Origin of the sequence: Nocardia sp. NPDC058658 (genome assembly GCF_042716665.1) — a bacterium.
Classification (GTDB): domain Bacteria; phylum Actinomycetota; class Actinomycetes; order Mycobacteriales; family Mycobacteriaceae; genus Nocardia.
Window position 1 is genome coordinate 185,391 of the sequence record NZ_JBHXRR010000009.1, and the last position, 12,038, is coordinate 197,428.

A 12,038-nucleotide genomic window follows, 5' to 3' on the forward strand; every position below is an offset into this window, starting at 1 on the left:
GTCAGCCGCGGACCGGGTAACTTGCTTGAAAGGCGAGTCTGCGGTCGGCGTCTGTGGCGATCCGGTCGAGTTCATCATCGAGGGTCATGAACACCTGCCACGGTTGTTGTCCGTCCACGGCGGCAAGGCGGTGCACCACCAACTGTTCGAGCTCGGGGATGCGCTTCGCCTTCCACACCTTGTCAGCCAAACTGACAAGCAGATCCTCTATGCCGAGGTCGGTTGCGGACCACGATCCGTGGGTTCTTGCGAAGCGTGCCGACTCGTCGTCAAAGCCCTGCGCCAAGAGAAGCTCATACCCTGCCTGTTCGTGTGCTGAGCCTGGTCCTGACAGCTCATCGGGATGGTCGATCTTTCCGATGTCATGTATTGCGGCGCCGAATAGTACTGCTTCCCGGTCGAACCGCACACCGCAGTGATGTTGGCCGACCCAATGTGCCAACTGCCAAGCCACGTCGTGAACCGCGCGCAGGTGAGCACCCAGCCGGGGCGGGGCGTCGAGGCTCGCGAGGAGAAACTCGACTCGATGAGGCAGCGATCGGAGGCCCGTATATCCAGGGTCGGCCAGGGCACGCTGCAGCAGAGCGGAGGTCATCCCAGACATGGTAGGCCCTCCAGGATCGGTGTTCATCGAGATCGGAACCATGTCCGGCCAGCACGCGATCAGCGGCATGTGAGTCTGTTCGATGTCAGTCGAACCGAATTAGTTCGACAAGAACTCACGGACCATGCGGCGAAGTTCAGGGGTCTGAACTCCGTTCGGCTGATTGGTCATGGCATCCACTCGCTGGGCTAGGTGCTGTGCCCTGTAAAGCAGTCCGACGTGATCCGACCAGTGGTCACGGCGAAGCCGCAGTGTGGCAACCAAGAGATCTCCCGGGTAGAAGTCGCCCGCCGACAGCGGATTCTCCTCCAGTAGGTAAAGTACCCGAGGCAGGATCGCGACGGTTCCGACGCTCTGCGACAACATGATTCGTAGGTCTTCAATGCTCAGTTCTCCAACTGGAACCCGACGCAACTGGTGGACTCTTCGGATCACGTAGGTGGCATCTGATGCTGGCTCAGGCCAAGTCTCACCCTCGATTTGTTCTACCGATGGGTTGGCAGGCATGCAGCCCTCCGTATCCAACTCCAGCACTTCTGCATTCTGTGCACGGTCATCGGCATTTGCGGACGTCTCGTGGGAGACCCCCGGTCGGAATCGGCGGCGTGGTCACCTGAACCAACCATCGCCCTCAGTACCTGCTCGCCGCTGCAAGTAGTCGGTCAACGAACTGGCAACCCACTTACGGTCATCGGTTTCGTGATCCCAGACATACACTCCGGTGTTCTGCCCCGACGGCAACCGGACGTAGGCGAACTGATCGCCACCGCCGTTGTCACCGAAAAACATCAGCTGTTCGAAGGACATGTATAGCTCCGCGATTTCGGCATCGTGACGAAACTGGGTATTCAGATCGATGATCTCCTTGACCGACCACACCAGCCCGGCCCCCCACTCGGCGTGCACACCGTTCGCGTGCCGCAGCAGATCTCGCAACTCGTTCGGCACGGTCTGGTCCAACCGCCCCTCGACCTGGTCTATCTCCGTATCGGAGGCAGCAGGTGCGAACTCCGCATCCTCGTAGAGTTCTCGGATCAGGTCCTTCCACATTCGTCGATCCTGACATACGGTGAAAGTAGTTCAACCCGTGGCTCTTCCAGTGCAATCTCGTCTTCCGGTCGGAGTCGTTGAAACGCCCGCCCATCGGCATTTCAGGATGCTCATACCGACTTGGTAGTAGCGATGTGGTCGAGACCGATCTGCTGACGGGAGAGGCGACATCGTCGTTTCTCCCGTGTGAGAGCTTGGGAGTGTGTAACGCACATCTCACTCCGGCCAGGTGTGCACGCTACGTACTCCACGTCGTCTACGCAGCGCAAAGAACACCTCAGAATTCCTCGCCCAGCCCCAGCCGGTCAGCCGATCAAGGCTGTGCGCAGGCGGCATTTGCAAGTGTCGGAGAGGCTGGCCGGTCGCGCGGTAGGCGGCAGAAGAGGATGTCTAGAGGCAGTCTCGACGCACTGATCTAGCCCGAGCTACGGAGTTACCGCCCGTCGAGGTCAACAGGCCGCTGATGGCCGCACTCGAGCTCAATTCCGTCCCGACCCCGCACGGTGCTGTCCACCATCACACCGACCATGATGCCGTTCTCGAGCCACGACACCTCGAATGGCGGATCATCATTCGCCTGCTCGAAGGAGACGCGGTCGTCGGATTCGATGATGAAGACATCTCCCGGTCGCATCCAGTAATCCCGGCCCCACGGTTCGAGCCAGACCGTGACTATTTTCTCTGCGAAAGGGTTCGACAGCATTAGCGCGGGCACCGCGGCAGACTATGCGATTTCCCTGTGAGAAGGCGGGTCTGACGACCCTCGACCACACGCGACACTGGCCGGTTCGGTCAGTGCGGTACGCGGCAATTGAGTATGTTCGCCAGGGTTCGTATCGTGGCATCATGTTCGACATGATCTCCAGCCGAAAGGCCCATGCCGCGTAACCGCCCATGCGAGGTCCGGGCCGCCGCTGCGTTGAGGCCCCGACCCCAGGGCGCCGCCTCCGCTATCGACGGACTGTCGTCGTCAGCGAGTTCCGAGATCGCTCGCCTCGAGCGCACCCGGAACTACCTACGGACAGGGGATGTCGGCAATGCAGTTCGTTTGTGGAAGAACCACGTCCGCCGTCCGACCCGCGAGCTGCGGCATTACTACGAGTTCGGGGATGTGCACGACTTCTGTTGTGGCAGTCCGGTGGAGGCCCGCGACCTGCTCGGCATCGTGATCTCAGCGATGTCACCCCGCAGCGCGCGCGAGCTCCGCGCGATCATCGGTCGACTCGATGCCCAGTTGGAATTCTGACCGCCCAGGGGCTCATGCCATTCGGCTGTTGCAGGCGTTGACCGGTCGCCGGCCCGGCCCGGCCGCTTGCGCTTCCGGGGCTCCGCGCTGGCGGGTCGGTCAGCACCGTACGCGGCAGAAGCGGAAATTCAGCTCACGGCTTCACGTTCTGCCAGGAATCGATCGAGCAGGTCGAACAGAACCTCGAGGGTGTGGATTTCCTGCTCGGGACTGAGATCTGTGACGAAGTCCCACTCGGGCAGCGCGATCTGCATGACCAGACCGGGCCAGGCGAAGCTGCTGTGGCGGCGAAGGTGATTGGCAAGAAGCCAGTCGCGGAAGCCATCAAGGCCCGGACTGCCTGATCGTCGCGCGGCATAGTCGTAACCGTCGAGGAAGCACGTCACGCCACGAACACTGGTGAAGCCGATGAACATGCCCGGGCGCGCCGCGAACTGTTGGAGGTATTCACGCTCGGTAAGCCGGTTTGGGTCGATCGGCTTCAGCTCCATGTCTTGTGCTCGCCGGGCGAAATGAGTATCGAGACCCATAGCTTTCTCCATCCGACGAGTCCATCATGCCGACCGCAATCATGAGTACATGAGAGTCCACGAAGGCCAGTCGAGCCCGGACGAAACGCACTGAAATAGGCATTTCAGGATGCTCCGACCGACTCGGTGTTAGCGATGTGGTCGAAGACTGATCCGCAGATGGGAGCGGCGATGTTGTTGACTCCCTCCCGTCCTCTGATTTGAGGAGTGTGTAACGAACATCTCACCCCAACCAGGTGTACCGCCTCCGCACTCCTTGCGGTTCGAACTGCGGACGATCCGCAGACGGCTTCGCAAACGTCAGGCTCGACAGCTGGCTTCAGCGCGCTGGACAGCACGCCACGCTATACCTGCGAGTCTACGATCACTTGCTGCGCAAGGAATTTGACAAGATCCACATCGGGATGCATAAGAGCCGCCTCACGACTTCTTGGCAAGGTGAAGCTGGACCTCCACCACGCTGTCGGCGCGGGAACGCGTGTCCCGGCGAATATTGGGGCTGACAGCTGGAATGCCATGAGCAACTGTCATGATGGGGAGATCGAGAAATCCGTACAGTCGAGCAGCGCGGCAACTACCATGCCACAGAATCTGGCGCGGCCCCGAATGGCCGGCGCCAGTGGTGGCGTCGCGGACAAGCTGGGCAATAGATACGAGTTGGCCTGGGCCATCCGTCACGCTCTGTTCTGCATCCAGGACGAGCGCCGCAGTCTCACGCTCGAAGAGATCGACCCTGAACTGGCTGACGGCTCGGAGTTCACCTACGTCAACGAGCACGGCGACATCGCGGTGACCCAGGTGAAGCGCCAGAACAACATCACCGATCACTGGACGATCGGAGCCCTCAGAGATCGCGGAGTCTTGGCGGCAGCTGCTCGCCACGTTGCTGCTGGGCGTGAGTTCCACTTCAGTTCGATGACTCCGAGCGGGGCACTTCGGGTCATGGCTGGCCTGTCACGGCAATCGGTGGACGCACGGCAGTTCATTGCGCACCAGCTCACGGAGAAGCTGAGTCCAACCTTCGCTGAGCTGACTGCGGTGAATGTCTTCGGAAGCTCTGAGGCGGCCTGGCAGACCCTGCGCGGTATGTGGATTGAGATTGAAGTCGAAGAGCAGATGGTCATGACCAACGCCATGCTGGCCGACGTGAGTTTGGAGGGCGCGACCGGCGACCTCATGGCGGTTGCCATAGGTGCGGTGCTGCTCGACAACCTGCGCACGCGGATGACGCAACGCGAGCTGCTGGACGCTCTTGCTCGAAAAGGGATCACCTGGCGCGGCTCCCGGGCCACGCGAACGTCCCATGAGCAGGTGGTGGCAACGACCCGGAGCTGGCGCGGCACGATCGAGCGCGAACTGCTCTCGCCGCCGATCGAGAGGCAAGAAGCTGTAACTCTCGTCGACCTCATGACTACGACCAGGCTTGCACTTGTCGTCGGGGCTGGCGGTGGTGGAAAGAGTACTGTGCTTTATCAGGCTGCGCGCGAGTTCGAGGCGCAGGACGCCGAGGTATTGGCGTTCCGGCTCGACCGCCGAGGCGCCTTCGGTTCGACCGTCGAACTGGGTATTCAGCTGGGCCTCTCGACTTCGCCGGTTGCGGCGTTGCGACAGGCGGCAGACGGCCGCGACGCCTTCCTGATCATCGACCAACTCGACGCCGTGTCGCTAGTGTCCGGGCGCCTCTCGGCGCGCTACGACGTCATTGCCGATCTCATTCAAGAAGCAACGGCGGTTGACGGGGTGCGCGTCATCTTGGCCTGCCGACTATTCGACGTCGAGAACGACCACCGCATCCGCAAACTCGATGCGCGGAACGATGTCGAGCGTCTGACTGTTGAGCTGCTACCTGACGAAGCCGCGGCGGGCGCCGTCTCAGCCATGGGTCTCGATCCCGGCCTGCTTACTGCTACGCAACGTGCACTCCTCAGGTCACCGCTTAACCTCGTCTTGCTGGAGACGATCGCCGACCAGCCAGGTGCCCTGAACTTCACCTCCCGAGGATCGTTGTTCGAAGCCTTCTGGCTGCGCAAAGAGCAGACCTCCGAGGAGCGACGGCCCGGAACATTGTTCAACGACGTGCTGGCCCGGATCGCCCACGCCGCGAGCGACAACCAGACGTTGTCTGTCCCTGTCGAGATCCTCGACCCTGGCGACTTCATCAAACACGCTCGGGTCCTCGCCTCCGAACAGGTCATTGCGATCGAAGACGACCGGGTCTCCTTCTTTCACGAGACGTTCTTCGACTTCACATTCGCCCGTCAGTGGCTGTCACGACACCAGTCGATGGTCGAATTCCTTTGCGCCCAGGAGCAAGAACTGTTCCGACGCGCGCAGGTGCGGCAGATCCTCGAGCTTCTCCGTGAGCGAGATCCCGATCGGTTCCGGACGGAGGTCGAGGCGGCCCTGAGTAGCGCAGATGTTCGCTTCCACATTAAGGAGACGGTGGTTGCCGTCTTCGCGAACGTCAGTGCTCCGACAGTCGAGGATGTCGAACTTGTGCTGCGCCTTGCCGACAGGGAGTCCACGCTCACGAAACGGCTTTTGTTGCAGCTCGCACGCCCTACGTGGTTCGGCCCGTTCTGCGCCCAGGGTCACATCGAAAGGTGGCTCGACGGCGACGACGCCGCACCACGCGATAGGAGCGTCAACTGGATGGGCAACGCCGGCGCCGAGCACGGCGCCGAGGTGGCTGGCCTCTTGATGGCGCGGAAGCAGTCACCCGACTATGTGATGTGGCTCCGTTGGGTGGCGCAGCGCGCCGACCTGCATCTCCACCGGCGGCTATTCGAGCTGTTGCTGGACGCAATCCGTGCCGGCCAGATCGACCCCGCCGATCGCAACCACTGGCTGTCGGTACACAAGCTGGCGGAACACCAGCCACTCTGGGCAATCGAGATGCTCAAGGCCTGCTTCGTGGAGAGTCCGTCTGCTCTGGCGCTCGGTAGTGACGACAAAGTAACGCTCCTCGGCATTCATGAGTACGGCGCCACTCAGATGATCGAGGCAGCATGCGAAGCAGAACCTCAAGCGTTCGCCGAGGCGTTCGTGCCGCACCTGCTGGCAATCATGGAGGTCACGCACTATGAGCGCTTCGAGCAGGATCTTCTTCGTGACCGGCATTTCAGTCTGAGGCTTCGAGTGGAGCCAGGGTACGGCGACGTCGATGACGCGTTGTACAACGGCGTGGCGGACGCGCTCGGGAAGTGTGCGCAGACGTCGCCGGAAGCCATCGAGTCGATGTTGCGGCTTCTGGCCGCTAACGAACACGATGCGGCGCAGTCGTTGTTGTATCGCGCACTGATTGCTGGGGCCGTGACCTTTGCCTCGTGGGCAGCCGAGCTGATTCTCCAAGGCGGCAACCGCCTGAAAGCGGGCTACCTGTCCGATTCGCACTGGCTCTCGCGTGAGGTCGTTGAGGCCATAGCGCCGATTGTCAGCGACGAGGTCCACTTGCAGCTCGAAGAGCAACTCCGAGACCTTCCCGCGACATACCAATCTTCCGACCTCCATTACAGGCTTCGGTGGTTCGGCTACACCGCCTTCAAGTTCCTGTCAGCGCTCGACCTCGGGCGGTTAACACCGTTGGGACTTCGACGGCTACAGGAGTACCAGCGCAAATTCGACTGCGATTTGCCCGAGCCACCGACCGGCATCGTCACCTACACGGTCGGGTCGCCGATTGGTGGCTCAGCCACAGGCAAGATGAGCGACGCGCAGTGGCTGCAGGCCATGGCGACGCACGACAACGACGACCGCGACTTCGGCAGCGAGGTAGGCGGTGCTCGCGAGTTGGCGCAGCAGCTGAAGGAGCGAACGGCTGAGGATCCTCTTCGATTCGCTGGATTGGCAATGCAATTGACGCCCGAGACCAACGAGGCCTATCCCAGCGCGATCCTGTTGGGCTTCGGAGAAGCATCGATTCCAGAGGAAGCGCAGCACGCTGTCTTCGACGCGATCCGTCACGTCATGAGTCTCGGCCTCGATGGCTGTGACCGCTGGCTTGGCTGGGCGGTCCGTCGCGTCTATGACGAGGCACCTTTGGACATCGTTGAGATGGTCCTCGACCGAGCGCTGCACGCTCCTGACCCTGTCGACAACTCGCCAGTCTTCGTACGCCGAGACGACCACCAACCCGGACGTGACATGTTCCAGAACGGATACAACACCTCGCGAGGAAGCTTGGCTGAGTCGCTCGGCGACCTCCTGGTCCATGACCTTGACGGCACGCGCACGGAACTCGTGGCCCCTCACCTCGCCGAGCTGGCGAGCGATCCAGTACTGAGCGTCCGCGCCTGTGTCGCCCACACCATCGCTGCCTGCCTACGGCATGCACGGCCAACGGCCTATGCAGCCTTCGAACGCCTCATCGACGCCGATGATCTCCTACTTGCCTCCGACAAGTTGTACGACTTGATGATTTATATCGGCAACGCCGATCCAGAAGTGATCGATCCGGTTATTAATCGCATGCTCAGCTCAACAGATGCCGAGGTTCGGAGAGCCGGGGGTCGCCTGGCAGCTTTTGCTGCGCTGCAATGGGGGCGTCCAGCGCTAATGGAGCGAGCTTTGGCCAGCGATGTGGAAGTTCGAGGCGGCCTGGCTGAGGTCTGCGCAGCAAGGGTTGATCGATCCGCCGATTCAGAACTCGTGCTGTCCACTCTGCGCCACCTGATGCATGACGAGGACGATGAGGTTCGGAAGAAGGTCGGCACGCTGGCCGGTCACCTGCGTGGAGACGACCTGCGCCCTTACGCCGAGTTCCTGGCCGACTTGATCGCGTCACCAAGCTACGTACACGCGACCCCGCAACTGCTCATCACGCTCCAGGAAGCGCCGGACAAGGTCGACGATCTCATCGACCTCGCTGCACACCACTTTCTGAACATCCATGGTGAAGATGTGGCCGACATCAGGACCGGTGCTGCCGGGGATGCTCATTACATTTCGGATCTGGTGGTCCGTGGGTTGGCGCAGACTCGCGACCCACAGCGCATCACGACGCTACTCGATATCCTCGATCGCCTGCTCGAACTCGGTGCCTATGGAGTAGATCAAGCGATTGATGGAGCCGTGCGAAACTACCTGGGAACCGGTGTTTGACAAGGCGTCCGTCCGACGTGAATTTCTCGGATTCAAGGTCAACATCCTGTGCCAGCGGGCACCTCCACCCTGAGTTAATCAACTTCGCCGTGGTCAGAAGCTATCTGGATGCCGCGGCGAAGTGAGGGAAGGACGGGGCTGCTGCACAATCATGTGACGTTCCTGCCATTGGCATACAAGGGATGTGTAACCGACATCTCACCCCCGCCAACATCGCGACCTCCTCCCGCCGCAACCCGGGAGTCCGCCGCCGACCGGCCACAGGCAGCCCCACCTCGCCAGGACTCAACCTCTCCCGCCGCGACCGCAGAAACTCACGCAACTGTTCCCGCCGCCGAGCAGATGCCGCACTGACCATGAATCCAAGGTAGCAACGTGGCCGAGTGAACCTGCCGGCAATGATTCCGGACAGGCTGAGCGCGCGTGATGTCGCGACACCGGCGTAATCGGCCACTTCGTCGCCGAATAGTCAGAAAACTGACTGGATGGAGGCGAAGTGGTCGATTACGCCGGGCTATCCGCAGGACAGGTGTAGGTGGGTTGGCGAGGTTTGCCAGGGGGCTCCTTGGGAGTTCTAGACTCACGTCATGACAGCGTGGATCGAGGTGCTGACGGCGCTTACCACTGGTCCTGACCTGCCTATTCGAGGCACGGTTCGGGAGGTGGCTCCTGCCGATCGGACTGAAGGGTTCGCCTCGATCGGGACACGAGGGCCCATGCTGGTCGTCGCTCGTGACGGATGTCGGGTGTGGCGAAGCGGGGAACGTCTCCGCGTCGAGCACGAGGATGGGCGGCCGATCTTCGTCACGGACGGGGTTCAGGCGTGGGATTTCACCGCGGATCCGGAGCGTCCCCGCGTTGGTCCACCTGACCGCGTCCGTTATCTCGGGCGGAATCAGTTTCTGTTGCGGCGACGCCATGCGGCGGAGTGGGCGGGTGAGGATTTCACCCAGCCTATCGGGGCGGTGGGAGAGGTCGAGTTCGTCGGTCGGGCATGTTGGACTGTCGAGTTGGCCCCGCCTCCTGGAAAGCCTGTGCCGCTGCGGATTTGGGTGGACATCGCGTCGGGGCAGATGCTCGGGTATCGGTCCGAGGATGCAGGTGTGGGGGCGCAGTTCGTCGACCTTGTGGTGGGGGAAGACATCGACGATGCACGGTTCGCGTGGGACGGTCCGGTGTATACCCCGGAGCAGCATCAGCAGATTCTCCAGGAGCGGTACGAGGCGGTCAAGCGCGCACAGACTGATTGGTTCGCTGAAACAGTCACTGCTGCACCGATGTTCATTCGCGTGCCGATCGACTTCACCCCGGATGCCGTGCCGTTCAGCGATCCTGAGTCAGGGTCCTTCGATGCCATGAACCAGCACACGATACTCTCCCGGCGCCCACGCAGCGACGAAGGTTGGGCTCCCCGCTGGGGCGCGATGCACTATGTCTGGTCCACACCCGGCTGGGACTGGGCAGCCGCCGCCCACGACGCCGACCTCGACGACGAGGCGATCCGCGAGCTCCAACAGACCCTGCACCCCGACGACCCCATCGACCGGCAGCGACGCATCGATCCACCCGGACGAGGCAGAGTCGGTTAGTCACGTCCGCCGCAAGATCCGCATCCAGAATTGGGGAGATCATGAGCACGACAGTGACCGACGAACAGATTCAAGCCTTGGCCGCGACTGCGAAACCCTTCAGTCTGGTGCTGCTTCGGTGGACGCCGGAGCGAACCATGGACGGCGCGGACGCCATCGAACTCGAACACCAGCGAAGAATGGTCTCACTGCGCGCCGACGGGGTGATCGCGATCCTGTGCCCGGTCGGCTCCGACACCGTGGCCGGTATCGCGATCATGACCGTGCCCGCCGAGGAAGCCGCGGCGATCATGGCCGGAGACCCCTGTGTGGGAGCTGGAATGATGACCTACGAGGCGCTTCCGTGCCACGGCTTCCCCGGAGATGCGCTCCCCGCGTGAGCGGTCCCTGGAGAGCCTTCGATCAGGTCGGGGACGCTGCGGCGTGCAGTGTGAGCGACGGAGCACAAGATTATCCGTCGGACACGTCGATGCCGCTGCGGGCCATGGCGTGGTTGTACAGGGGGTTGAAGAAGTGGTCTTCGAGGTCGCCGAAGAACGGACGCCCCACGCCGTGCTCGACCTCGCCGAACACTGATCGTTCGTTCCCCGCTTCGTCGCACACGACGGTCGAGGAAGGCCACCGCCCCGACCGAACCTCGTCGAGCAGGATCTGCAGCAGTTCGGTGAAGTTGTCCGCGCACACGAAGTGTCGGCCTTCGTTTCGCCCGAAATTGATGATCTGCCCACGAATCCCGGCCGAGTCCGGGTCCAGGTCGAGACCGATGTAGTCACTTCTGACGGGATCCGACCACAGCGGAATCCAACCGGGCGAGGCGTACAACGGCCGCACTCGCCCCTCCGCGCCTGGCATGGCCTCACAGCCATCGTGCAGATCTTCGATGTCGTCGTCCTCGCACATATCAGCCCAGGACGACCAGCACTCTTCGATGAGGCCCGTCGACAAGAACGAAAGAGTCGGAATGCACGGGACCGCGCCATCCTCGTCATGGGTGGCGACATCGGTCAGCCGCTGACCGTTGTGCATCATCAATACGGCTTTCACATCGTCGGGGATACGTTGCCCGAGTGCCTGTTCGAGCTTGTCGATGTTGTCACGGGTAGCGGGTGGGGCGAGGTTCTCATACGCTCGTGGAACGTTGATTCGCAGCCAATTCACATAGTCCTCGAAGAGCTCGATCGCGTGCACCACCGCAACGTAGCAGGCCACACCGACTGATCCGTGTCGGTCAACGGGCAGCGCCGGACCCTCGGCTTGCCGGGCTGTGTCGGTGGTCCGGTTTACGCTGGGCGCGTGTCGGTCTTACCTCTGATCTTCACCGCGGGCTGGGCCAGCGGGATCAACGCGTATGCGGTGGTGTTTCTGCTCGGGTTGTTCGGGCGGATCGGGTGGGCGGGGGATGTGCCGCCTGGGTTGCAGCGCACGGATGTGCTTGTTGCGGCCGGGGTGTTGTTCTTGATCGAGGCGGTGGCGGACAAGATTCCGTATCTGGACTCGTTCTGGGACGCGGTGCACACTGTGGTGCGGCCTGCGTCCGGGGCGATCGTCTCGGCTTTGATTGCGGGGCAGGATGATTCGTTGCCGACGATGTTCGCGGCGGCGGTGGGCGGGACCACGGCGTTGCTCAGTCACATCGTCAAAGCGGGCACCCGGATGGCGATCAACACCTCCCCGGAACCGGTCACCAATATCGCGATGAGCACCGCCGAAGACTTCACGGTCGGCGGTGTCGTCACCCTCGCGGTGTTCTTCCCGGTGCTGGCCGCGGTGATCGCCGCTGTCCTGCTGGCGGTCGGTTTATCGGTGGTCTATCTGTGCGCCAGCCGAATCCGCCGATACCTGCGACGACGGAGGGAGCGCCGCGCCGAGCGGACTTCGGGCATCGACCCCGCCCTCGAATAACTCCGGGCGGGAACCGA

Annotated in this window: 11 protein-coding genes and 1 pseudogene; 5 read left to right on the forward strand and 7 right to left on the reverse strand. The window is 62.2% G+C overall.

Going from position 1 to position 12,038, the window contains the following annotated elements; genetic code table 11:
• Nucleotide 1: 1 nt before the first annotated feature.
• The 4 genes from ACFWUP_RS16180 to ACFWUP_RS16195 all read right to left on the reverse strand — a co-directional run bounded on the left by ACFWUP_RS16180 (nt 2) and on the right by ACFWUP_RS16195 (nt 2,369).
• Nucleotides 2–595 carry an HD domain-containing protein gene (locus ACFWUP_RS16180; protein WP_379234906.1) on the reverse strand — a complete coding sequence of 198 codons (594 nt, stop codon included), beginning with the start codon at nt 593–595 and terminating at the stop codon, nt 2–4.
• A gap of 108 nt (nt 596–703) precedes the next feature.
• Nucleotides 704–1,138 carry a contact-dependent growth inhibition system immunity protein gene (locus ACFWUP_RS16185; RefSeq protein WP_379234908.1) on the reverse strand — a complete coding sequence of 145 codons (435 nt, stop codon included), beginning with the start codon at nt 1,136–1,138 and terminating at the stop codon, nt 704–706.
• A gap of 75 nt (nt 1,139–1,213) precedes the next feature.
• Entirely contained in the window at nt 1,214–1,654 is a 441-nt protein-coding gene (locus tag ACFWUP_RS16190; RefSeq protein ID WP_379234910.1) for an SMI1/KNR4 family protein, read from the reverse strand.
• A gap of 433 nt (nt 1,655–2,087) precedes the next feature.
• Complete coding sequence (locus tag ACFWUP_RS16195; RefSeq protein WP_379234912.1) at nt 2,088–2,369, reverse strand: hypothetical protein; 282 nt, start codon at nt 2,367–2,369, stop codon at nt 2,088–2,090.
• 333 nt (nt 2,370–2,702) lie between these two features.
• On the opposite strand from ACFWUP_RS16195, the gene ACFWUP_RS16200 reads away from it, so the two are divergent.
• On the forward strand, nt 2,703–2,900 hold the full coding sequence (locus tag ACFWUP_RS16200) for a hypothetical protein (protein ID WP_379234914.1): 198 nt from the start codon (nt 2,703–2,705) through the stop codon (nt 2,898–2,900).
• A gap of 128 nt (nt 2,901–3,028) precedes the next feature.
• Here ACFWUP_RS16200 and ACFWUP_RS16205 read toward each other — a convergent pair whose 3' ends face one another.
• Nucleotides 3,029–3,430: a hypothetical protein gene (locus ACFWUP_RS16205; protein WP_379234916.1), complete on the reverse strand. Its 402-nt coding sequence runs from the start codon at nt 3,428–3,430 to the stop codon at nt 3,029–3,031.
• Nucleotides 3,431–3,868: 438 nt separating this feature from the next.
• Between ACFWUP_RS16205 and ACFWUP_RS16210 the strand changes: the two genes are divergently transcribed.
• Nucleotides 3,869–8,530, forward strand: coding sequence for a hypothetical protein (locus tag ACFWUP_RS16210; protein ID WP_379234917.1), 4,662 nt, complete (start codon nt 3,869–3,871; stop codon nt 8,528–8,530).
• 199 nt (nt 8,531–8,729) lie between these two features.
• Here the strand turns inward: ACFWUP_RS16210 and ACFWUP_RS16215 are convergent.
• Nucleotides 8,730–8,888: pseudogene (locus ACFWUP_RS16215) on the reverse strand (transcriptional regulator); the annotation flags it as partial.
• 229 nt (nt 8,889–9,117) lie between these two features.
• Here ACFWUP_RS16215 and ACFWUP_RS16220 point away from each other — a divergent pair.
• Together ACFWUP_RS16220 and ACFWUP_RS16225 are read left to right on the forward strand one after the other, a co-directional pair.
• On the forward strand, nt 9,118–10,119 hold the full coding sequence (locus tag ACFWUP_RS16220) for a hypothetical protein (protein WP_379234919.1): 1,002 nt from the start codon (nt 9,118–9,120) through the stop codon (nt 10,117–10,119).
• Between the two features lie 41 nt (nt 10,120–10,160).
• On the forward strand, nt 10,161–10,499 hold the full coding sequence (locus ACFWUP_RS16225; RefSeq protein ID WP_379234921.1) for a hypothetical protein: 339 nt from the start codon (nt 10,161–10,163) through the stop codon (nt 10,497–10,499).
• A 70-nt stretch (nt 10,500–10,569) separates the two neighbouring features.
• Here the strand turns inward: ACFWUP_RS16225 and ACFWUP_RS16230 are convergent, their stop codons facing one another.
• Nucleotides 10,570–11,328 carry an SMI1/KNR4 family protein gene (locus ACFWUP_RS16230; protein ID WP_379234923.1) on the reverse strand — a complete coding sequence of 253 codons (759 nt, stop codon included), beginning with the start codon at nt 11,326–11,328 and terminating at the stop codon, nt 10,570–10,572.
• 84 nt (nt 11,329–11,412) lie between these two features.
• Here ACFWUP_RS16230 and ACFWUP_RS16235 point away from each other — a divergent pair, with 84 nt between their 5' ends.
• Nucleotides 11,413–12,021, forward strand: a complete 609-nt coding sequence (locus ACFWUP_RS16235) for a DUF4126 domain-containing protein (protein WP_379234925.1) — start codon at nt 11,413–11,415, stop codon at nt 12,019–12,021.
• The last annotated feature ends 17 nt before the right edge of the window (nt 12,022–12,038 follow it).